The organism is Microbacterium sp. NPDC064978, assembly GCF_044543605.1.
In the GTDB taxonomy this organism is placed as follows: domain Bacteria; phylum Actinomycetota; class Actinomycetes; order Actinomycetales; family Microbacteriaceae; genus Microbacterium; species Microbacterium meiriae.
Window position 1 is genome coordinate 373,647 of record NZ_JBITWF010000004.1, and the last position, 20,833, is coordinate 394,479.

Annotated in this window: 21 protein-coding genes; 12 read left to right on the forward strand and 9 right to left on the reverse strand. The window is 70.6% G+C overall.

Annotated elements, in window-relative coordinates:
• Positions 1-84 precede the first annotated feature (84 nt).
• Positions 85-1,491: a hypothetical protein gene (locus ACIGJI_RS14795; protein WP_363446140.1), complete on the reverse strand. Its 1,407-nt coding sequence runs from the start codon at positions 1,489-1,491 to the stop codon at positions 85-87.
• A 150-nt stretch (positions 1,492-1,641) separates the two neighbouring features.
• Complete coding sequence (locus tag ACIGJI_RS14800) at positions 1,642-2,880, reverse strand: PLP-dependent aspartate aminotransferase family protein (protein ID WP_363446138.1); 1,239 nt, start codon at positions 2,878-2,880, stop codon at positions 1,642-1,644.
• A 112-nt stretch (positions 2,881-2,992) separates the two neighbouring features.
• Here ACIGJI_RS14800 and ACIGJI_RS14805 point away from each other — a divergent pair, with 112 nt between their 5' ends.
• Entirely contained in the window at positions 2,993-3,460 is a 468-nt protein-coding gene (locus tag ACIGJI_RS14805) for an Lrp/AsnC family transcriptional regulator (RefSeq protein WP_363446136.1), read from the forward strand.
• A gap of 42 nt (positions 3,461-3,502) precedes the next feature.
• Positions 3,503-5,209 (forward strand): AMP-binding protein, encoded by a 1,707-nt coding sequence (locus tag ACIGJI_RS14810; RefSeq protein WP_363446134.1) that lies wholly within the window; start codon positions 3,503-3,505, stop codon positions 5,207-5,209.
• Positions 5,210-5,212: 3 nt separating this feature from the next.
• On the opposite strand, the gene ACIGJI_RS14815 is transcribed toward ACIGJI_RS14810, so the two are convergent.
• Positions 5,213-5,614, reverse strand: a complete 402-nt coding sequence (locus ACIGJI_RS14815) for a hypothetical protein (protein WP_187662715.1) — start codon at positions 5,612-5,614, stop codon at positions 5,213-5,215.
• Positions 5,615-5,727: 113 nt separating this feature from the next.
• Positions 5,728-7,200, reverse strand: coding sequence for an MATE family efflux transporter (locus ACIGJI_RS14820; RefSeq protein ID WP_259952644.1), 1,473 nt, complete (start codon positions 7,198-7,200; stop codon positions 5,728-5,730).
• Positions 7,201-7,376: 176 nt separating this feature from the next.
• On the opposite strand from ACIGJI_RS14820, the gene cycA reads away from it, so the two are divergent.
• Entirely contained in the window at positions 7,377-8,840 is a 1,464-nt protein-coding gene (gene cycA, locus ACIGJI_RS14825; RefSeq protein ID WP_259952645.1) for a D-serine/D-alanine/glycine transporter, read from the forward strand.
• Between the two features lie 4 nt (positions 8,841-8,844).
• On the opposite strand, the gene ACIGJI_RS14830 is transcribed toward cycA, so the two are convergent.
• From ACIGJI_RS14830 to ACIGJI_RS14840, 3 genes are all read right to left on the reverse strand, one after another.
• Entirely contained in the window at positions 8,845-9,297 is a 453-nt protein-coding gene (locus ACIGJI_RS14830; protein ID WP_187662717.1) for a DUF2871 domain-containing protein, read from the reverse strand.
• Positions 9,298-9,375: 78 nt separating this feature from the next.
• Complete coding sequence (locus ACIGJI_RS14835) at positions 9,376-9,999, reverse strand: response regulator transcription factor (protein WP_280567726.1); 624 nt, start codon at positions 9,997-9,999, stop codon at positions 9,376-9,378.
• The gene (locus ACIGJI_RS14840; protein ID WP_363446130.1) at positions 9,996-11,240 is read right to left on the reverse strand and encodes a sensor histidine kinase; all 1,245 of its coding nucleotides are present in this window, start codon (positions 11,238-11,240) and stop codon (positions 9,996-9,998) included. Before ACIGJI_RS14840 ends, ACIGJI_RS14835 begins: the two co-directional genes overlap by 4 nt.
• A gap of 133 nt (positions 11,241-11,373) precedes the next feature.
• On the opposite strand from ACIGJI_RS14840, the gene ACIGJI_RS14845 reads away from it, so the two are divergent.
• From ACIGJI_RS14845 to ACIGJI_RS14865, 5 genes are all read left to right on the forward strand, one after another.
• Positions 11,374-12,027: a YigZ family protein gene (locus tag ACIGJI_RS14845; RefSeq protein ID WP_363446128.1), complete on the forward strand. Its 654-nt coding sequence runs from the start codon at positions 11,374-11,376 to the stop codon at positions 12,025-12,027.
• Positions 12,028-12,091: 64 nt separating this feature from the next.
• The gene (locus ACIGJI_RS14850; protein WP_187662720.1) at positions 12,092-13,009 is read left to right on the forward strand and encodes a DnaJ domain-containing protein; all 918 of its coding nucleotides are present in this window, start codon (positions 12,092-12,094) and stop codon (positions 13,007-13,009) included.
• A 69-nt stretch (positions 13,010-13,078) separates the two neighbouring features.
• Complete coding sequence (locus tag ACIGJI_RS14855) at positions 13,079-13,498, forward strand: Fur family transcriptional regulator (protein WP_187662721.1); 420 nt, start codon at positions 13,079-13,081, stop codon at positions 13,496-13,498.
• Positions 13,499-13,562: 64 nt separating this feature from the next.
• Positions 13,563-15,032: a catalase gene (locus ACIGJI_RS14860; protein WP_366244319.1), complete on the forward strand. Its 1,470-nt coding sequence runs from the start codon at positions 13,563-13,565 to the stop codon at positions 15,030-15,032.
• 108 nt (positions 15,033-15,140) lie between these two features.
• Positions 15,141-15,941, forward strand: a complete 801-nt coding sequence (locus ACIGJI_RS14865; RefSeq protein ID WP_363446124.1) for an alpha/beta fold hydrolase — start codon at positions 15,141-15,143, stop codon at positions 15,939-15,941.
• A gap of 87 nt (positions 15,942-16,028) precedes the next feature.
• On the opposite strand, the gene msrA is transcribed toward ACIGJI_RS14865, so the two are convergent.
• Entirely contained in the window at positions 16,029-16,571 is a 543-nt protein-coding gene (gene msrA / locus ACIGJI_RS14870) for a peptide-methionine (S)-S-oxide reductase MsrA (protein ID WP_268776906.1), read from the reverse strand.
• Positions 16,568-17,035, reverse strand: a complete 468-nt coding sequence (gene msrB, locus ACIGJI_RS14875) for a peptide-methionine (R)-S-oxide reductase MsrB (RefSeq protein ID WP_312674531.1) — start codon at positions 17,033-17,035, stop codon at positions 16,568-16,570. The genes msrA and msrB overlap by 4 nt, the downstream gene beginning before the upstream one ends.
• 152 nt (positions 17,036-17,187) lie before the next feature.
• Here msrB and ACIGJI_RS14880 point away from each other — a divergent pair, with 152 nt between their 5' ends.
• The 4 genes from ACIGJI_RS14880 to ACIGJI_RS14895 all read left to right on the forward strand — a co-directional run bounded on the left by ACIGJI_RS14880 (position 17,188) and on the right by ACIGJI_RS14895 (position 20,783).
• Positions 17,188-18,105 (forward strand): DUF808 domain-containing protein, encoded by a 918-nt coding sequence (locus ACIGJI_RS14880; protein WP_187662724.1) that lies wholly within the window; start codon positions 17,188-17,190, stop codon positions 18,103-18,105.
• 2 nt (positions 18,106-18,107) lie between these two features.
• Positions 18,108-18,635 carry an N-acetyltransferase family protein gene (locus ACIGJI_RS14885; RefSeq protein ID WP_363446121.1) on the forward strand — a complete coding sequence of 176 codons (528 nt, stop codon included), beginning with the start codon at positions 18,108-18,110 and terminating at the stop codon, positions 18,633-18,635.
• A 2-nt stretch (positions 18,636-18,637) separates the two neighbouring features.
• Positions 18,638-19,345, forward strand: coding sequence for a nicotinamide riboside transporter PnuC (gene pnuC / locus ACIGJI_RS14890; protein WP_187662726.1), 708 nt, complete (start codon positions 18,638-18,640; stop codon positions 19,343-19,345).
• 73 nt (positions 19,346-19,418) lie between these two features.
• Positions 19,419-20,783, forward strand: coding sequence for an LLM class flavin-dependent oxidoreductase (locus ACIGJI_RS14895; protein WP_280567700.1), 1,365 nt, complete (start codon positions 19,419-19,421; stop codon positions 20,781-20,783).
• Positions 20,784-20,833 lie beyond the last annotated feature (50 nt).

Here is a 20,833-nt window from a genome sequence, read left to right on the forward strand (position 1 = left end):
CCGACCCACCCCCTTGCGGTCGACCCACCCCCGAAAGTGCGTCACTTACGGGGGTGGGTCGCGCGGAAGGGGGTGGGTCGACGATCAGCGGTGGGTGACGCGGTGGCCGATCCAGAACCCGATCGCGATCAGGCCGACGAGACCGATCCCGAGGATCCACGGGAGCAGAGAGGGCGCGGCGCCCGCCGTGGCCGTCGCGAGGGTGCCCGAACCGTCGGCGATACGTCCGTTGCCGGCCGCGAGGTCGGCGGCACCGGCGTCGAGCCTCGCGCCTCCGCTCGCAAGGGCCCCGGAGCCCTCGGCCACCGCGTCGGCGCCGGTGCGGAGTTCGCTCATCCCGGATCGGAGGTCACCGGCACCCGACTGCAGCGCGCCGACGCCCGTGGCCAGAGACCCGGCACCGTCGTCGAGCCGCGCCGCGCCTGCGCTGAGCTCCGCGGTGCCGGAGTACAGCGACGACGCCCCGGTCGAGAGGGTCTGCAGCCCGGACGAGAGATCCGCCGCGCCCGCCGCGAGCCGGGAGGTGCCGTCCTGCAGCGTCTGCGCTCCGGCCACCAGGGCGGGAGCGCCCTTCGGGGAGACCAGCACCACCGTCCCCGGCCAGCCCTTCGAGGGGTCCCCGTTGATGAGCGCGCCGACGCCTGCCGTGACGCGAGCGGAGCCGTCGGCGGCGCCGATGAGTCCCTGTGCGAGGCCCGGAGCAGCCGCGGCGGGGGCGGCCAGCGCGCCGACCTGCTTCTCGACACCGGCGGCGAGCGTCGCGAGCTGCTGGAGCTGCACGTCATCAGGGTGTGCGGCGAGGAGACCTTGCAGACCGGCGGCGAGCGTCCGCGCATTGCCGGGAGCGCTCGTGGCGACGCCCGTCAGCAGCGTCTGCGTGTCCGGATGGGCGAGCTTCTGCACGTCGGCGCTCACTCCGGCGCGCAGCGTGGTGCTCAGAGTCGTCGCGCCCTCGAGCACGCCGTTCGCGTACCGGTGCGCGCCGTCGACGCCCGCGGCGAGCGTGGTCGCTCCCGCGACGAGCTCTCGGGCCCCGGCATCCGCCGCCGCCATCTTCGCCGCGAGCTCCTGCGACCCGGCGAGCGCCGTCTGCGCTCCGCCGCTCACTCGTCCTGCACCGTCGAGAGCGGTGGCGGCTCCCGCCGCGAGGGTTCCGGCGCCCTCGGCGAGCGTCGTGGCGCCCGCGGCGGCCGTCGTCGCCCCGTCGCTCAGCTTCTCGGAGCCCTGCTGCGCCGTCGCCGTGCCTGCCGCGAGATCCTGCGTGCCCGCGGCCAGGTCGTCGGCTCCCGCGGCGAGGTCGGAGGCACCGGCGGCGAGGTCCGCGGATCCGCCCCGCGCGGTGGTCGTGCCGTCCGCGAGCTCGGCGGCCCCAGCGGAGACCTTGCTCATCGTGGCGAAGAACAGCAGCACCATCGCCGCCAGCAGAAGACTGAGGACGATCACGGCGATGCGCATGCCGAGGCCGTGCGCGTGGGTCTTTTCACTCGTCATTGAGGACTCCCGAGGTCAGTGGCGTCGTTGCCACCCGCGACTGTAGGCCCGCCCTCTCCGCGACCCCCCGGTTTTGCCGTCAGGTACCAAGTCCCACCTCAGTCGAGACTCAGTTTCTTGTCGTCCTCACACAATCGCCGACCCGGCCCCTTATGTGCGAGCCACCCCCATATGTGACGCACTTTCCGGGGTGGGTGGCACGGAAAGGGGTGGGTCGGCGAGAGTGGCGAAGGCGTTCGCGAGGTCGGCGAGGAGATCGTCGACGTTCTCGAGGCCGATGGACAGGCGAAGGACGTCGGCGGCGGGACGCGCCTCCGCGGGGACCGGGCGGTGCGTGAGCGCGGCAGGATGCTGGATGAGGGAGTCCACGCCGCCCAGTGACACCGCATGCGTGAAGAGGCGGGTCGCCCCGGCCACCGCCGCGGCCGCCGCATAACCGCCTCGCAGCCGCAGGGCGATCATCGCCCCCGGCCCGCGGAGCTGCCGTTCCAGGATGCCCCGCGGATCCCCGTCGAGCCCCGGATAGAAGACCTCGGCGACCTCGGGTCGATCGACCAGCCACTGCACGATGCGACGAGCACTCTCCTGCTGGTGCCGCACGCGGACCGGCAGGGTCGTGAGACCGCGGTGCAGCAGGTACGCGCCGAGCGGGTGCAGGAGCCCCCCGGTCACCGCACGCACGCGACGCAGCGCCTCCGCGGTCCTCTCGTCACAGGCGACGACGCCGGCGATGACATCACCGTGGCCGCCGAGGTATTTGGTGGCGCTGTGCAACGACATCGCCGCGCCGTGGTCGATCGGGTTCTGCAGCACGGGGGTCGCGAACGTGTTGTCGACGACCACCGGCACGCTCCCCGCCTGCCGCACGACCTCGGCGATGTCCGCGACCTCGAGGGTCGGGTTCGCCGGCGTCTCCACGACGACGAGTCCGGTGTCGGCGCGCAGTGCGGCGGCGACCTCGTCGGGACGGCAGTACGTCGTCTCCACACCGAGCAGACCCGACCCCAGCAGGTGGTCGGTCCCTCCGTAGAGCGGACGCACCGCGACGACGTGCCGCGCCCCCGTGGCACCGGTGTGCGCGAGGATCACGGCGGTCATGGCCGCCATCCCGGAGCCGAAGGCGACGGCGGCTTCAGCGTGCTCCAGCTCGGCGAGGGCGTCCTCGAAGCGCGCGACCGTCGGGTTCCAGAGGCGGGCGTAGACCATGCTGCCGTCCTGCGGCGGACGACCCCCCGTGGCCATCGCCTCGTACGAGTCCCCGCCGCGCTCGACGTCCGGCAGCGGGTTGGTCGTGGAGAGGTCGATCGGCAGGGCGTGGACCCCGAGCGCCTCGAGGTCGGCTCGGCCGCTATGTACGGCGACGGTGTCGGGATGCAGCGGTGCGGTCATCCCTCCACGGTGACCGAATCACGACGTTCTCGCTGATCTTCGACAGAACAGCTCGCCGAAGCCAGGATTCTCGCTATTCTGTGCAACATCCGGTCGTACCGAGGAGGGCACGTTGGCGAAAGCGCAACTCGACGAGATCGACCTGGAGCTGCTCGCCGCCCTGAGCCGCGATGCGGCCGTGACCAACAAGGCTCTGGCCCACCGCCTCGGGCTCGCGGAGTCCACATGCGCACACCGCATCCGCGCGCTCCGAGACCGGGGAGTGATCCGCGATACGCGCGTCCGCCTCGACGGGTCCACTCTCGGCTACCCGCTGCAGGCGATCATCAAGGTCCGGCTCGCTCACCACACCGGCCCCAAGGTCACGGCACTCTTCGACGCGCTCGTCGCGATCCCCCGGGTGCTCCAGGTGTTCCATGTCGCCGGGGTGGACGACTTCCTCGTGCACGTGGCCGTGCAGGATGCGACCGCCCTGCGCGACATCGTGCTCGAGCACATCACCGTGCACCCCATCGTCCGCGGCACCGAGACCCAGCTCGTGTTCGAGCTCCGCGACGGCACGGGTTTCCTCCCCCGCTGAACGAAGGGGCAGGATGGAGGGACGCCGTTGCAAAGGAGCACCATGAGCCGTCGTGCCACCCCCGCCACCGAAGCGATCCGCGGGATGAGGGACCTTCTCTTCACGCACGCCACGGACTACGACGCCGCGCGCCGCGAGTTCGCCTGGCCCGACCTGACCGCCTTCAACTTCGCGCTCGAGTGGTTCGACGTCATCGCCGGCGAGAACCCCGATCGTCCGGCCGTGCAGATCGTCGAGGCCGACCTCAGCCTCCGGTCCTGGACGTACGGGGAGCTCTCCGCGCGCTCCGATCAGGTGGCCGCCTGGCTCCGCAGCCTCGGCATCAGCCGGGGCGACCACGTGATCGTCATGCTCAACAACACGATCGAGCTGTGGGAGGTGATGCTCGCGATCACGAAGTTGGGCGCGGTGTCGATCCCGACCTCGACGCTGCTGTCAGCCTCCGACCTCGCGTACCGCATCGAGCACGGCCGCGCCGGCGCCGTCGTCACCCTCGGCGCCCTGGCCGACCGCGTCGAAGGGATCGACCCCGCAGTCCTGCGCATCGGCGTCGGCGCATCGCTGCCTGCGGACTGGAAGCGGTTCACGGACGCCGATGCCACCACGACGGCGTTCGTCCCGGACGGCCCGACGCCGGCCGGCGACACGGCCCTGCTGTACTTCACCTCCGGCACGACGAATCGCCCGAAGCTCGTCCAGCACACCCACGTCTCGTACCCCGTCGGCCACCTCTCCACGATGTGGTGGCTCGGGGTGCGCCCGGACGACGTGCACCTCAACATCTCCTCCCCGGGGTGGGCCAAGCACGCCTGGTCGAGCTTCTACTCCCCCTTCCTGGCCGAGGCGACGGTGTTCGTCTACAACTACGACCGCTTCGACGCGAACACGCTCATGGAGGTCATGGACACCCACCACGTCTCGACCTTCTGCGCCCCGCCCACGGTCTGGCGCATGCTCATCCAGGCCGACCTCTCCCGGCTCGCGCACCCGCGGGAGCTCGTCGGCGCCGGCGAGCCGCTGAACCCCGAGGTCATCGACCGGGTGCGCGAGGCGTGGGGCGGCACGATCCGCGACGGCTTCGGTCAGACCGAGATGACGGCCTGTATCGGCAACTCCCCTGGCCAGACGGTCAAGGTCGGGTCGATGGGCCGTCCGCTGCCCGGCTACCCGGTCGTGCTGCTCGACCCGTCGACGGGCGAGGTCGTGGAGGACGAGGGCGAGATCGCGCTCGACCTCGCGCAGCCGCCGCTCGGCCTCATGGCGGGGTACTACGACGATCCGGAGAAGACCGCGGAGTCGCGGGCCGGGGGCTTCCACCACACCGGGGACATCGCCGTGCGCGACGCCGACGGCTACCTGACCTACATCGGACGCTCCGACGACGTGTTCAAGGCCTCCGACTACAAGATCTCGCCGTTCGAGCTCGAGTCCGTGCTGCTGGAGCACGACCTCGTCGTCGAAGCGGCCGTCATCCCCAGCCCCGACCCGACGCGCCTCGCGGTGCCGAAGGCGTACGTGTGCCTGACACCGGACGCGGGCGCGGACGAGGCCGCCGCCGCGCGCGCCGTGTTCGGCTACGCGCACGAACGGCTGTCCTCGCACCTGTGGGTGCGGATCATCGAGTTCGTGCCCGAGCTTCCGAAGACCATCTCCGGGAAAATCCGCCGCGTCGAGCTGCGGGCACGCGAGAGCGCCCGCGTGGCCGCGGGCGACGAGGCGCGGCAGCACCGCGACCGCGACTACCGCTGAGCGCTAGGAGACGACGGCGACCGGCGCCGTGGGCGTCGCGGTCGAGCCGGTCTTGAGCGTGGCCGTCGTCGTGGTCGCCGGCGCCGGCTTCACGCGCGCGGCCCGGCGTCGCGACTCGAAGCCGCCCGCCGTGAGCATCGCGCGCACGATCCCGCCGATCACGAGCATGCCCCCGAGCGACGCGCCCGCCGCGATCAGCGGAAGCCACTGATTCGCGAAGCTCGCGGTGAAGCTCATCAGCGCGCACACGATCCACAGTCCGACCGCGCCTCCCGCGAGCCCCCCGGCTCCGCGGATGATCGCGATCGCGGCCACGATCGCGCAGACCGCGGCGAGCGCCGCACCCACGTATCCGATCGGTACCAGAATGGCGGCCAGATCTCTGGCCACTCCCAATGTCGTCATGACGACCCCCCGTCCGGCGGAACCCCTCCGCACCTTCGACATTAGAAGTGTCTCTCCGGAAGGCCATCCGTCTCAAGTCCGATCCGGGTCATCCTTCCGGTGGATATCGCGGATCAGCGCCGGACCGGCCACCGCAGCCGGCGCGGGCGCACGACGCGGACCGGGCGGGTGACGACCGCGTCGACCACCATCGAGCCGTCGGTGGGGCCGACGATCGCGATCGCGGAGGTCTCGGTGGCCTCGGTCGGGGCCACGGGCTGGGTCGCCAGCGCGCGATGCGCCTTGACGTAGGCCGGCACGAGGAGCACGATCGCGCCCACCCAGGCGAGCGGGTTGCTGAGGGCCACGCCGTCGAACCCGATCATCGCGCCGAGGACCACTGCGGCGACGACGCGCATCACGAGCTCGATCACGCCGGTGACGGTCGGCACCAGCGTGTGGCCGAGCCCCTGGAGTGCGCCGCGGAGCACGAAGAGCATGCCGAGCGCCCAGTAGCCGCAGCCGTTGATGATGAGCATGCGGTGCGCCATTGCGACGACGTCGTCCGAACCGTCGCCGACGAACAGCCGGACCATCGGCGCGCCGAACGCGATGAGCAGCCCGCCGAGGACGATCGCCGCGGCGACCGCCATCCAGGTGGCCTCGACCACGCCGCGCCGGATGCGGTCGGGGCGGCGGCCGCCGTGGTTCTGCGCCGCGTACATCGACACGGCGAGCCCGAGCGAGGAGAGCAGGGCGACCGCCAGGCTGTCCACGCGGGACGCCGTCGTGTAAGCCGCCACCGCGTCGGCGCCGAGGGTGTTGAGGGCGACCTGCACCGTGAGGGTCCCGATCGCGATGATCGAGGCCTGGAAGCCCATGGGCAGACCGAGGCGCAGGTGGTCGGCGATGTCCGTGCGGGAGATGCGCCAGTCCGAACGACGCAGGTGCAGCATGGGCAGCCGCCGGCGCACGAACTCCAGGCACAGGATCACCGAGACGGCCTGTGCGACGACGGTCGCGAGCGCGGCCCCGGCGACGCCCCACTCCAGCGGACCGACCATGAGCACGACGAGGCCGACGTTGAGCGCGCAGGAGACCGTGAGGAACACCAGCGGGGTCTTCGAGTCGCCGATGGCGCGGATGATGGCGGAGAGGTAGTTGAAGAACATCGTCGCGCCCGCGCCGAGGAAGCTGATCTGCGTGAACACCGTCGCCTCGGCCATGAGCTCGGGCGGCGTCTGCAGAAGCGTCAGGATCGGCCCCGCGATGAGCGGCGCGACCACCGTGAGGACCACGCTCGTGATGCCGCTGAGGAGCACACCCGTCGCGACCGAGCGACGCACGGCGGCGTCGTCGCGCGCACCGAAGGCCTGTGCGATGGGGATCGCGAAACCGCTCGTCAGACCCCAGGCGAAGCCGAGGAGGAGGAAGAGCAGGCTGCCCGTCGCGCCGACGGCGGCGAGCGACTGGACGCCGAGGTGTCGTCCGACGACGATCGCGTCGGCGAACTGATAGAGCTGCTGCACGACATTGCCGAGCAGGAGCGGGATCGAGAAGGCGAGGATGACGCGCCACGGACGGCCCGTGGTGAGGGTGGTGGCCATGAAGGAAGGGGCTCGCAGGGAAGGAGGGATGGATCGGGGGTGCGCTCAGTTTATCGAATCGTTTCGGGCGAAGGGAACACGCGAATGCCGAAATGCCGGTCCACGCCCGTCGATTTCGGCCTGGCACATCCCGGTGGTTACTCTGCATCAGTCGACGACGACCGGAGGAGAAGAGCGTGACGAAGCAAGACACGGGGGCCATCCGCCAGGGGCAGACCGGAGCCGGAGGCGAGGAGCACCTGCGGCGCGCGCTCAGCAATCGGCACATCCAGCTGCTCGCGATCGGCGGGGCGATCGGCACGGGCCTGTTCATGGGCAGCGGCAAGACGATCTCGGTCGCCGGTCCCTCCGTGATCTTCGTCTACATGATCATCGGGTTCATGCTGTTCTTCGTCATGCGGGCGATGGGCGAGCTGCTGCTGTCGAACCTCAAGTACAAGTCGTTCAGCGACTTCGCGAGCGACCTCCTCGGCCCCTGGGCGGGCTTCTTCACGGGCTGGACGTACTGGTTCTGCTGGGTGGTCACGGGCGTGGCCGACGTGATCGCGATCGCCGGGTACACCGACGCCCTGATCCCCGGCGTCCCACTGTGGATCCCGGGTCTCCTCGTGGTCGTGATCCTCCTGGCGCTCAACCTGCCCACCGTCGCCGCCTTCGGCGAGATGGAGTTCTGGTTCGCACTCATCAAGATCGTCGCGATCGTGGCGCTCATCGTCACCGGTCTCGTCATGATCCTCACCGGCTTCTCCCACGACGCCGGCACCGCGAGCTTCTCGAACCTGTGGGAGCACGGCGGGATGTTCCCGCACGGCTTCCTCGGATTCGTCGCCGGCTTCCAGATCGCGGTGTTCGCGTTCGTCGGGATCGAGCTCGTCGGCACCGCCGCCGCGGAGACCAAGGACCCGGAGCGCAACCTCCCGAAGGCCATCAACGCCATCCCGATCCGGGTCCTGCTGTTCTACGTGGGCGCGCTCATCATCCTCATGGCCGTCACGCCGTGGACCGAGTACGTCGCCGGCGAGAGCCCCTTCATCGCGATGTTCGCCCTCGCCGGACTCGGCATCGCCGCCACCGTCGTCAACCTCGTGGTGCTCACCTCGGCGATGTCCAGCGCGAACTCCGGCATCTACTCCACGTCGCGCATGGTGTTCGGCCTGGCGCAGGACGGCGACGCCCCCCGGTTCTTCGGCCGGCTCTCCAAGCGCCGCGTGCCGCAGAACGCGCTGTTCCTGTCCTGCATCCTGCTGCTGTCCGGCGTCGTGCTGCTCTACGCGGGCAAGGACATCGGCACGGCGTTCGAGATGGTCACCACCGTGTCGGCCGTGTGCTTCATGTTCGTGTGGACGATCTTCCTCTGCAGCTACCTCGTGTACCGGCGCCGGCGTCCGGAGAAGGCGGCGACCTCGGCGTTCAAGATGCCGGGCGGCGTGTTCATGGTGTTCGTCGTGCTCGCGTTCTTCCTGTTCATCCTCTGGGCGCTGACCACCCAGCCGGACACCCTGATCGCGCTGCTCGTGACGCCGATCTGGTTCGCGATCCTCATCGTGGCGTGGCTGTTCGTCCGGAAGTCGCCGCACCACCTGGAGCGTCACGCCGCGCACATCGCCTACCTGCGCGACGACACGATCCCGGCCGACTGAGGCGTCAGGCCACCGACTCGAGGGTCGCGGGCCCGGTGGCCGCGACCTTCGGCGCGAAGACACGAGGGCGGAGCGCGAGGAACAGCAGCACCATGCCGGCGGCGAGCAGCATGTGCCCGACGCCCGCGATACCGGCGATCATCTTCGTGGAGTCCTGCCCGAGCACCGTGAGGCAACCGTGCCAGACGAGCATCGCGGAGGTCAGCACGAGACCGGCGGTGTAGGTCCAGAAGAACCAGCCGAACAGGCGGCTCTCGGAGAGCGCGAATGCCTTCTCCAAGAGCATCACCACGAGGAAGACGACGAAGCCCAGCACGAGCAGATGCGTGTGCACGAGTCCGAGCTGCGTCGGCGCCCCCTCGGGGAAGCCGTTGATCTTGGTGAACTCGCGGTAGAAGAGTCCGGAGGCGACGCCCACCAGCATGGAGGCGAACGCGGCGGTGAAGAGCCTGCGCATGGGAGTCCTTTCTGTCTGCCTCCAGCCTCGCCGGGGAGCCGTCGCCGCGGATCCATCGAACGGTGGAGACCGCGGGCGTCAGAGCAGACCGGACTCCCTGGCGATCGCGACCGCCTTCGCGCGGCTGTCGGCCCCGAGCTTCTCGAAGACGTGGACGAGGTGAGTCTTCACCGTCGCCTCCGTGACGAACAGCGCCTTCGCGATCTCCCGGTTGGAGGCCCCGGTGTCGAGCAGCCGCAGCACGTCGAGTTCGCGCCCCGTGAGCTGCACCCGCGGGGCACGGAGGGCGCGGCCGACGCGCGCCGTGAGCTCCGGCGTCAGCGCCTGCCCGCCCGCTGCGGCCTGTCGCACGGCACGGACGATGTCCTCCGGGTCGATGTCCTTGAGCAGATACCCCGCCGCCCCCGCCTCGATCGCGCCGAGGATCTGGGCGTCGCGGTCGAACGTGGTGAGGATGAGCACCGCTGGCGCCGGGTCGAGCGCCCGGAGCGCCGCCGTCGTCTGCACGCCGTCCATCCCCGCCCCCAGACGCAGATCGCAAAGCACGACGTCGGGACGGAGGTGCCGGGCGAGCACGACCGCCTCCTCCCCCGACGCCGCCTCGCCCACGACCTCGGCGTCGTCGCGGCGGTCGAAAAGCGAACGCACGCCGGCCCGCACGATCGGGTGATCGTCGACGAGGAGGATGCGCACCGGGGTCACGACCGTCCTCGGAGCGGCAGGTGGGCGGAGAGCGCGGTGCCGTCGCCGGGGGCGCTCTCCACGTCGAGCCCGCCGCCGAGCTCACGCAGTCGGGCGCGCATCGCCCGCAGGCCGTAGCCGCCGCCGGGCCCTGCCGACTCGAGGCGGGACGGATCGAAGCCGCGGCCGTCGTCGACCACGTCCAGCCGCACGGCGTCGCCGGCGTCCGCGAGCGTCACCACCACCCGGGTCGCGGCGGCATGGCTGCGCACGTTGGCGAGTGCGGACTGCGCCGTCCGCAGCAGGGCGACCTCCGCGTCCAGGCCGAGAGCGGGCAGTTCCTCGTCGGCGTGGAGGGTGGCCGCGATCCCGGTCTCGGCGGTCAGGCGCTCGAGCATCCGGGCGAGGGCGTCGCTCAACGCGGAACCGTCGAGCTCGGCGGGCATGAGGTCGTCCACGATGCGGCGGGCGTCGGCGAGCCCTTCCGCGGCGAGCGCCCCGATCTGCCCGAGCGCCTGCTCCCGACCGTCCTCGTGCTCGGCCGCCGACCGCGCCAGCAGGACGATGGACGACAGGCTCTGGGCGACCGTGTCGTGGATGTCGCGGGACACCCTGGTGCGCTCGGCGGCGGCGCCTGACTCACGCTGGGTCCGGGCGAGCTCGTCCTGGAGGGCCGCCATCTCCTGCTGCGTCGCGACGAGGGAGGCGATGAGCCGCCGCCGCTCGCGCCCGTCGCGGACCAGTTCCAGGTAGCCGCGGGAGATCCCGAGGGCGAAAATGCCGCCCACGAGCGGTCCGATGACGTTCGCGTAGGTGGTCGTTCCGGTGTGCAGCAGCGGCGCGACGATCACGACGGCGAGGACGAGGAGGCTCAGCGGTACGGCCCATCGCAGCCGCAACAGGAAGCCGGCGAGCAACCACAGCGAGAACGCGAGCCAGACGAATTCCGGCGACAGCGCCACCGCCCCCAGCCAGATGGCCGTGAGCCCCAGCAGCCAGCCGGCGGCGAGCGCGCGGTCGTCCGTGCGGGAGGAGAGCAGGAGTCCGCCGCCGTACCAGCCGAGGAAGGCGAGGGCGGTCGCGAGCAGCCACGGCACCGGGATCCCGTCGGCGAGGGAGCGCACGACGCCGACGACGGTGAGCACGACCGTGATGACGGCCTGCCCGATGCGCAGCGACGTGACCAGGCGCCCCCAGGAGCGCGTGCGTGCTCCCGTCCGCCCTCCGGGGAGGTCGGGCTCGGCGGTGTCTCCGGTCGGCATGCTGACATTCTCGTCCGCCGGGCCACAGTCCGCCTCCATCGTTCGGTCGAGCCGGTTCGAATCGCCCGATTGGCGGCATCCGGCCCGGATTTGGGACCAATCAGGCGACTCGAACGGAGGTATCGTGGGGCCGATGTCGACACCGCACCCGTTCCCGGCGACGATCGCGGCGGCCGTCGACCACGAGCTCGTCATCCGGAAGTCGCGCTTCCTCACGCACGTCGCACCGGTGTCTTCGGTGGCCGAAGCCGAAGGCGTCATCGCGACGATCCGGAAGCGCGCCTGGGACGCGAACCACAACTGCACCGCGATGGTGACCGGCCTGCACGGGGATCAGGCGCGGTCCTCGGATGACGGCGAGCCCTCCGGCACGGCCGGCGTCCCGATGCTCGAGGTCCTGCGGCGTCGCGGCCTCACGGACGTCGTGGCGGTGGTGACCCGGTACTTCGGCGGGGTGAAGCTCGGGGCGGGCGGCCTCATCCGCGCCTACTCCACCGCCGTGTCCGAGACGCTCGATCGCGCTTCACTCGTCCGTCGCGAGGCGCTCACCCAGGCGACCGTCGAGGTCCCGCACGCCGACGCCGGCCGCTACGACAACCTGCTCCGCGACTGGGCGGCGTCGCACGGGGCCACGCTCGGCACTCCGACTTACGGGGCCTCCGCGCACCTCGAACTGTGGGTGCCCGCCGCCGCGCTGCCGCGTCTGACCGCCGACCTCGCCGCCGCGTCCGGGGGCGCCGTCGCCCCGGTGGCCGGGATCGAGCGGATCATCGACGTCGCGGACTGAGGCTCCCGGCGGCCGCACACCGTCCGCCGGATATCCTGGACGCCGCGGTCGCGGAAGGAGAGCGATGTTCGACAGTCCGCTCTCGGCCTCGCCGTACGAGGTCCTCGGCGTGGATCCGGCCGTCGACGACGCCGAGCTCCGGCGGGCGTATCGGCTGCGGCTGCGGCAGACCCACCCCGACACCGGCGGCGACGCGGCCGTGTTCATCCAGGTCCAGCGCGCCTGGGAGCTCATCGGTACTGCGGAGGACCGTGCCGCGTACGACCGCCGCGCGGGCCTGACCGACGACGGCGGCGAGTGGAGCGGCTGGCGCCCCCAGACCGTGCGCACCGACACCCGGCCGCGCGCCCGCTCCTACGGACACCCCGGGGGCTGGCGGCGAGAGCGCTACCTCTCCCTCATCCGCGAGTGGGCGGGCCACGGGGTCGAGGTCCCCGATCCGTATGCCCCGGCTCTGGTCCGTGCCGCCCCGCGCGAACTCCGGCGGCTGCTCGCCGATGCGCTCGCGGAGGAGGCCACGGCCCGCACGGTCTCCGACCTCGGCATGGGCTTCACGGTCTGGCACGACGTCGCCGCCGGGCAGACCCCGGAGGACAAGCTCGACCACGTCGTGCTCAGTCCCTCCGGCCTCTACGGCATCATGTCCGAGGACTTCGGCGGGGTCGTGGGCTTCCGCCGCGGTGAGATCACCGGTCCGAGCCTCGGCACCCGCGCCCCGGTCACGGCGGCTCTCGCCCGGATGCGCGCGGTGGCGAAGGCCGCGAAGGTGAAGTTCGGCGGCGCGATCGTGGTGCTCCCCGACGACGACCTCGCCCAGGCCGTCACGCCGCTCGGCAGCAGTCGCGGCGTCCCGGTCGTGGTGGTCCGACGCAGCGCGCTGGCGATGGTGCTGCGGCAGGGCGTCCCCGGGGCGCGGGCAATCGGCGGCAACGAGCTGTTCGATGTCCGCACCCGTCTCCAGCAGACGGTCCGCTTCGTCTGAAGGCCGCGACGCGCCCGGCATCCCGGCATGCTCTTTTGAATCACTCAAAACACGTGTAGAGTCGGAGGCATGGAGACGGAACTCGACTCGGCGTTGCGCGACGCCGGGCTGCGTGCGACTGCGGGCCGCGTCGCCGTCCTCGAGGCTCTCGGCTCCATGGCCCACACGGATGCGGAGCGGGTCTACCGCGCCGTGTCCGACGTGCTTCCGACCACGTCGATCCAGTCGGTGCACAACATCCTCGCGGACCTGACGACGGCGGGCCTCATCCGCCGGATCGAACCGGCAGGATCCGCGGCGCTGTACGAACGGCGCATCGACGACAACCACCACCACATCGTCTGCACCTCCTGCGGTGCGGTCGGCGACGTGGACTGCGTCGTCGGCGAGGCGCCGTGTCTCACCCCGTCCTCGACGGGGGGCTTCACCGTGCAGACAGCTGAAGTCACCTTCTGGGGCCTCTGCCCCAGCTGCCAGAACGCCGCGTAGGCGCATCCACCGATCCCCTCCCCGAGGGTCCGTTCGGCATGTCCGCGCGGAGAAGGAGAAGACCATGACCAACCCCACCGACGCGGGCCGTCCGGCCACGACGACGCAGGCCGGAGCGCCGATCGCGAGCGACACCCATTCGCTGACCGTGGGCCCCGACGGGCCCACCGCGCTGCACGACCACTACCTGGTCGAGAAGCTCGCCTCCTTCAACCGCGAGCGCGTGCCGGAGCGCAACCCGCACGCTAAGGGCGGCGGCGCGTTCGGCGAGTTCGTCGTCACCGAGGACGTCTCGAAGTACACCCGGGCGGCCGTGTTCCAGCCGGGCGCCACCTCGGAGACCCTCCTCCGCTTCTCCTCCGTCGCCGGTGAGCAGGGCTCGCCCGACACCTGGCGCGACGTGCGCGGGTTCTCGCTGCGCTTCTACACGACCGAGGGCAACCTCGACATCGTCGGCAACAACACCCCGACGTTCTTCCTCCGCGACGCCATCAAGTTCCCGGACTTCATCCACTCGCAGAAGCGCCTCGGCGACTCCGGTCTGCGCGACGCGGACATGCAGTGGGACTTCTGGACCCTCTCGCCCGAGAGCGCGCACCAGGTCACCTACCTCATGGGCGAGCGCGGACTCCCCCGCAGCTGGCGTCACATGAACGGCTACGGCTCGCACACCTACTCCTGGATCAACGCCGAGGGCGAGGTGTTCTGGGTCAAGTACCACTTCATCTCCCACCAGGGCGTCGAGGCGATGAGCCCGGAGGAGGCCGAGCAGCTGGCCGGTTCCGACGCGGACCACTACCGTCGCGACCTGTTCCAGTCGATCGACGGCGGCGACTTCCCGAAGTGGGACCTGTACGTGCAGATCATGCCGTACGACGAGGCGAAGGACTACCGCTTCAACCCGTTCGACCTCACCAAGACGATCTCGAAGAAGGACTACCCGCGCATCAAGGTCGGCACGCTGACCCTGAACCGCAACCCGGAGAACTTCTTCGCGCAGATCGAGCAGGCCGGCTTCGCGCCGGGGAACCAGGTGCCCGGTACCGGCATCTCCCCCGACAAGATGCTCATGGGCCGGATGTTCGCCTACCCGGATGCCCAGCGGCACCGCATCGGCGCGAACTACAACCAGCTGCCGGTGAACCAGCCGCACGCCGCCGAGACCCGCAACTACCAGCACGAGGGCTCGATGCGGTACCAGTACAACGACGCCGCGCACCGCACCTACCAGCCGAACTCCTTCGGGACCCCCGGCGGCCCCGTGGCCGACCCGGCGAAGGGCATCGAGGTGAACTGGTCGGCGGACGGCGAGCTCACCCGCTCCGCCGCGACGCTGCACGCCGAGGACGACGACTTCGGTCAGGCCGGCACGCTGTACCGCGAGGTCTTCGACGGCCCGCAGCGCGCCCGCTTCCTGGAGGTGCTGACCGGTCAGGGCCGTTCGATCACGGTCGACGCCATCCGCGAGCGCTTCTTCCAGTACTGGACGAACGTCGACGCCGAGCTCGGCGCCGCTCTCCGCGACCGCGTCTGACCCGAAACCCCGGGTTCTCCTCGAAACCCTCTCCCCGCGACACCGCGGGGAGGGGGTTTCGGCGTGTAACCGGGGTCTCGGCGTCGACGTCAGGGCCAAGATGGAGGGGTGGCTGTTCCCCTCTCCGACCTCACCGAGATGCCCGACCCGCAGCACGTCTACGCGGCGGACGGCACACGACTGGCGACGTACACGTGGGGGGAGCTCGACGCCCCCGTCGTGGTGACCGTGCATGGCTTCGCCTCCGGCGCCCGCGACAACTGGGTGCTGACGGGCTGGGTGCGCGAGCTGACCAGGGCCGGGTACCGCGTGCTCGCACTCGACCAGCGCGGCCACGGGCAGAGCGACAAGCCGCATGAGTCCGACGCCTACGCGATCCGGAACCTCGTGACCGACGTCGAGACCGTCATGGACACGTACCTCGTCGACGACGCGTTCTACCTCGGCTACTCCCTCGGCGCCCGGGTGGGCTGGGAAGTGGCCCGTGCGCTCCCGCATCGGATCGGCCGGGCGGTCCTGGGCGGTGTTCCCGACGGCATCCCCCTCGCGCGTCTCGACCTCGACCAGGTGCGCGCGTACATCGCGGACGGCACCTCGGTGGAGGACCGCACGACGCAGAACTACATCGCGCTGACCGAGCGGGTGCCCGGGAACGACCTGCGTGCGCTCGTCGCGCTGGCCGAGGGGCTGCGGGGCTCCGGCACGATCGACCCCGATCCCGCGGACGCCCCGGTCGTGCCGCTGCTGTTCGCGACGGGATCGAAGGACGCGATCATCGAGGGCTCCCGGGCACTGGCCGCGGCGGCTCCCGATGCCCGCTTCGTCGAGCTCCCGAACCGCCACCACTTCAACGCCCCCGGCTCCCGCGACTTCAAGGAGGCCGCGCTCGCGTTCTTCGCCGAGTCCTGAGCCCGCCGAGACCCCGTCTTCGCGCCGAAACCCCCTCCCGCACGCGTGCGCAGGAGGGGGTCTCGGCGCGAGAGCGGGGTCTCGGGATCAGGCGGTGGCGTCCTCGCGCTTCGGGAGGACCCAGCCGGCGCGGGGGAAGTGACACGTGTAGCCGTTCGGGTACTTGATCAGGTAGTCCTGGTGCTCGGGCTCGGCCTCCCAGAACGGACCGGCGGGCTCGATCGTCGTGACGGCCTTCGCCGGCCACAGGCCGGAGGCGTCGACATCGGCGATCGTGTCGCGGGCGACCTGCTCCTGCTCGGGGGTGAGCGGGAAGATCGCCGACCGGTAGCTCGACCCGATGTCGTTGCCCTGCCGGTTCAACGTCGACGGGTCGTGGATCTGGAAGAAGAACGCCAGGATGTCGCGATAGGTGGTCGCACTCGGGTCGAACACGATCTCCACGGCCTCCGCGTGACCGGGGTGGTTGCGGTAGGTCGCGTGGTCGTTCTCCCCGCCGGTGTAGCCCACGCGGGTGTCGATCACGCCGGGCTGGCGGCGGATGAGGTCTTCCATGCCCCAGAAGCAGCCGCCCGCGAGGACGGCCGTCTCGGTCCCGGGAGTGCGGGTGATGGTTCCGGTGTCGGTCATGACTGCTCCTCAGAGGTGTCGGTGGTGAAGAGGGGGCTGTAGCGACCGTACCCCTCCTTCTCGAGATCCTCCGCCGGGATGAAGCGGAGGGCCGCCGAGTTCATGCAGTAGCGGAGGCCGCCCTCGGCGCGGGGCCCGTCGTCGAAGACGTGTCCCAGGTGGCTGTCGGCTCCGGAGGACCGCGCCTCGGTGCGGGTCATCCACAGCGTGCGGTCGGTCTTCGTGGTCACGGCGTCGGCGTCGATCGGGCGCGTGAAGCTCGGCCAGCCGGTGCCGCTGTCGTACTTGTCCCGCGAGGAGAACAGCGGCTGGCCGGAGACGACGTCGACGTAGATGCCGTCGTCGTGCGTGTTCCAGTAGGCGTTGCGGAAGGGCGGCTCGGTGGCGTCCTGCTGCGTGACCTCGTACTGCAGGTGCGTGAGACCGCTGACGGCCTCGGGGGTCCTGCCGTAGTCGTTCGACATGAGTGGCTCCTTGTCCGACGCCGCTGGCTGCGGCGTCATAGAGGAGAACCAGGGAACCCCGGGTTTTGGTCCCGCGGGGCTGGGAGCGGGCTGGGAGTTTTCCCACTCGATAGAGTTGCCTCCGCACCACACACCACCCGAGGGGAACTGCCATGTCCGTTGGACTGCTCGCCGTCGTCGACGACATCCTGAGCGCCGCGATGAAGGCGTCGGCGAAGGCTGCGGGAGTCGTCATCGACGACGCCGCCGTGACGCCGCAGTACGTGCAGGGCATCACGCCGGCCCGCGAACTCCCCGTGGTCGGCAAGATCGCCCTCGGGTCTCTGGTGAACAAGTTCGTCATCATCATCCCCATCGCACTGCTGCTCACCGCCTTCGCGCCATGGGTACTGCCCTATCTGCTGATCCTCGGCGGCTCGTACCTGTGCTTCGAGGGGGCGGAGAAGGTGCTCGAGTGGTTCGGGGTGCAGCACGGCCACGCGGACGAGGGCGCCCGCGACGAGAGGAAGCTCGTGCTCGGCGCCGTCCGCACCGACCTCATCCTCTCGACCGAGATCATGCTCATCTCCCTCGCCAGCCTCGACAAGGGACTCGGCATCTGGTCCACCCTGGCGATCCTCGCGGTGATCGCGCTGGTCATGACCGTCGCGGTGTACGGCGCCGTGGCGCTCCTGGTGAAGATCGACGACATCGGCCTGAAGATGGCGAAGAACCCCGTGCAGCGCGTGCGGCACACCGGCACGCGTATCGTCCGGTCGATGCCCGCGGTCTTCCGCTTCATCAGCGTGCTCGGCACCGTCGCGATGCTCTGGGTCGGCGGGCACCTCGTCCTCATCAACCTCGGCGAGGTCGGGCTGCACGCGCCGGCCGACGTGCTCCATGCGGTCGAGCACGCGCTGGAGCCCCTCGGCGGCTTCGTGGTCTGGGTGGTCGACACCATCATCTCCGCCATCGCCGGTCTCATCTGGGGTCTCGTGATCGTCGGCGCCGTCCTCGGCATCGCGAAGGTCTTCGGCAAGAAGCCGAGCTTCCACGAGGGCGAGGCCTCCCCCGCCGACATCCACGTCTGACGATGACCGCCGTGCACCTCAGGGCCGCCGAGAGCGCCGACCTCGACACGATCACCGAGATCCACAACCACGCCGTCGTGCACACGACCGCGATCTGGAACGAGGAGGCGGTGGATCGCGCCGACCGGGAAGCCTGGCTCGCCGACCGGACCGCGCGCGGCTACCCCGTGATCGTCGCCGCCGACGACAGCGGGGTCGTGGGCTATGCGTCCTACGCCCAGTGGCGCCCGCACAGCGGCTACCGCCTGACCGTCGAGCACTCCGTCTACGTGCGCGGCGATCAGCGCGGGCGCGGCATCGGCACGCTCCTCATGACTGAGCTCATCGCCCGGGCTCGGGCAGCCGGGATGCACGTGATGATCGGCGGGGTGGAGAGCGGCAACACCGCCTCCATCGCCCTGCACGAGCGCCTCGGGTTCCGGGAGGTGGGCCGCATGCCGCAGGTCGGTGCGAAGTTCGGCCGCTGGCTCGACCTCAGCATGCTGCAGCTCGTGCTCGACGACCGCCCCACCCCCGACGCGGCGCTCTAGCGATGGGCTTCCTGCAGTGGCTCGTCGACGCCTTCTCCTCGTCCTGGGTGCTGCCGGGAGGCCAGACCCTCCTGGTGCGTGAGGTCGTCGGGAACGCGTTCGGACTCGCGAGCGCCCTCGGGGGCATGCGGCGCAAGGTCTGGGCGTGGCCGGTCGGCATCGTCGGCAACGTCCTGCTGCTGACGGTGTTCCTCGGTTCCGCGCTGAGCCCCGACCCGTCGCTCCCGCATCTCCTCGGTCAGGCCGGGCGGCAGATCATGTTCATCGCCGTCGCGATCTACGGCTGGATCCGCTGGCGGAATGCCGACGGCGGTCGCATCGTGCCGCGGTGGGCGCCGACCGGTGCCCGCGTCGGTCTGGTCGTGGTCCTCGTCGTCGGAACCGTGGCGCTCACCCCCCTGTTCCGCGCCCTCGGTTCGTGGGAACCGGTCTGGGCCGACGCCTGGACCTTCGTCGGGTCACTGCTCGCGACGTACGGCATGGCCAAGGGCTGGACCGAGTTCTGGCTCATCTGGATCGCCGTGGACGTGGTGGGGGTGCCGCTGCTGTTCAGCTCCGGCTACTACGCGACCGGCCTCATGTACGTGTTCTACGGCGTCTTCACCGCGATCGGGTTCGTGATCTGGTGGCGGGCGCAACGGCAGGCTGCCCGTCCGATCGAGATCCTCCCGCCCGACCCGAGCCCCCGCCGTCCGGACGACGAGGCCTGACCGGCGTCGCGATTGTTTCGGTGCGTGTCGCCGTCGCTCGCCCCGATGCCGCCCGGTCCCGTTTCATGGGGGCATGACCCGGCAGATCCGTTTCAACGCCTTCGACATGAACTGCGTCGCCCATCAGTCGTCCGGCCTGTGGCGGCATCCCGACGACCGGTCGCGCCAGTACAACACGATCTCGTACTGGACCGACCTGGCGAAGCTGCTGGAAAGCGCGACCTTCGACGGCATCTTCATCGCCGACGTCCTGGGCACCTACGATGTCTACGGCGGCACGAACGAGGCCGCCATCCGCAACGGCGCCCAGGTGCCGGTGAACGACCCGATCCTCCTGGTCAGCGCGATGGCCGCGGTGACCGAGCATCTCGGCTTCGGCGTCACGGCCGGCACCGCGTTCGAGCACCCCTACCCGTTCGCTCGACGACTCAGCACGCTCGATCACCTCACCCAGGGCCGCGTCGGCTGGAACGTCGTGACCGGCTATCTGCCCAGCGCCGCCCGGAACATGGGCCAGGAGGACCAGCTCGCGCACGACGACCGCTACGACCACGCGGACGAGTACGTCGAGGTGCTCTACAAGCTCTGGGAGGGGTCGTGGGAGGACGACGCGGTGGTGGAGGACCGCGAGCGCGGCATCTTCACAGACCCGTCGAAGGTGCACCCGATCCGGCACGAGGGGAAGCACTTCTCCGTGCCCGGCATCCACATCTCGGAGCCGTCACCGCAGCGCACTCCGGTGATCTACCAGGCCGGCGCCAGCCCGCGCGGGGTGCGGTTCGCGGCGGAGAACGCCGAGGCCATCTTCGTCGCGGCGCCGTCGAAGGAGGTGCTCGCCGGCACCGTGAAGCGCATCCGCGACGCTCTCGAGGCGGCGGGGCGCGACCGGTACGACGCCCGGATCTACACCCTGCTCACTGTCATCACCGCCGCGACGAGCGAGGAGGCGGCCGCGAAGCACGCCGAGTACCTCTCCTACGCGAGCCCGGAGGGCGCGCTCACCTTCATGTCGGGGTGGATGGGCGTCGACCTGTCGCAGTACGCCGAGGACGAGCCGGTGGGGAACGTCGAGTCGAACGCGATCCAGTCGGTGCTGCAGCACCTGAAGGAGGAGGCCGACCTCGGTCGCGAGTGGACGGTGGGTGACTTCGGCCGCCACAACGCGATCGGCGGGCTCGGCCCGACGATCGTCGGCTCCGGGGTCGAGATCGCCGACGAGCTGCAGTCGTGGGTCGAGGAGACCGACATCGACGGCTTCAATCTCGCGTACGCCGTCACTCCCGGCACCTGGCAGGACGTCATCGAGCACGTCATCCCGGTGCTGCGCGAGCGCGGCGCGTACCCCGAGGAGTACGTGCCCGGCACGCTCCGCCACAAGCTGCACGGCCGCGGCGACCGGGTCCAGCCCACGCACCGCGCCGCCCAGTACCGCCTCTGACCCCGTTCGAATCGCCCGCTGTGCTGCAAATCCGGTCGTTTGGCGCAAAG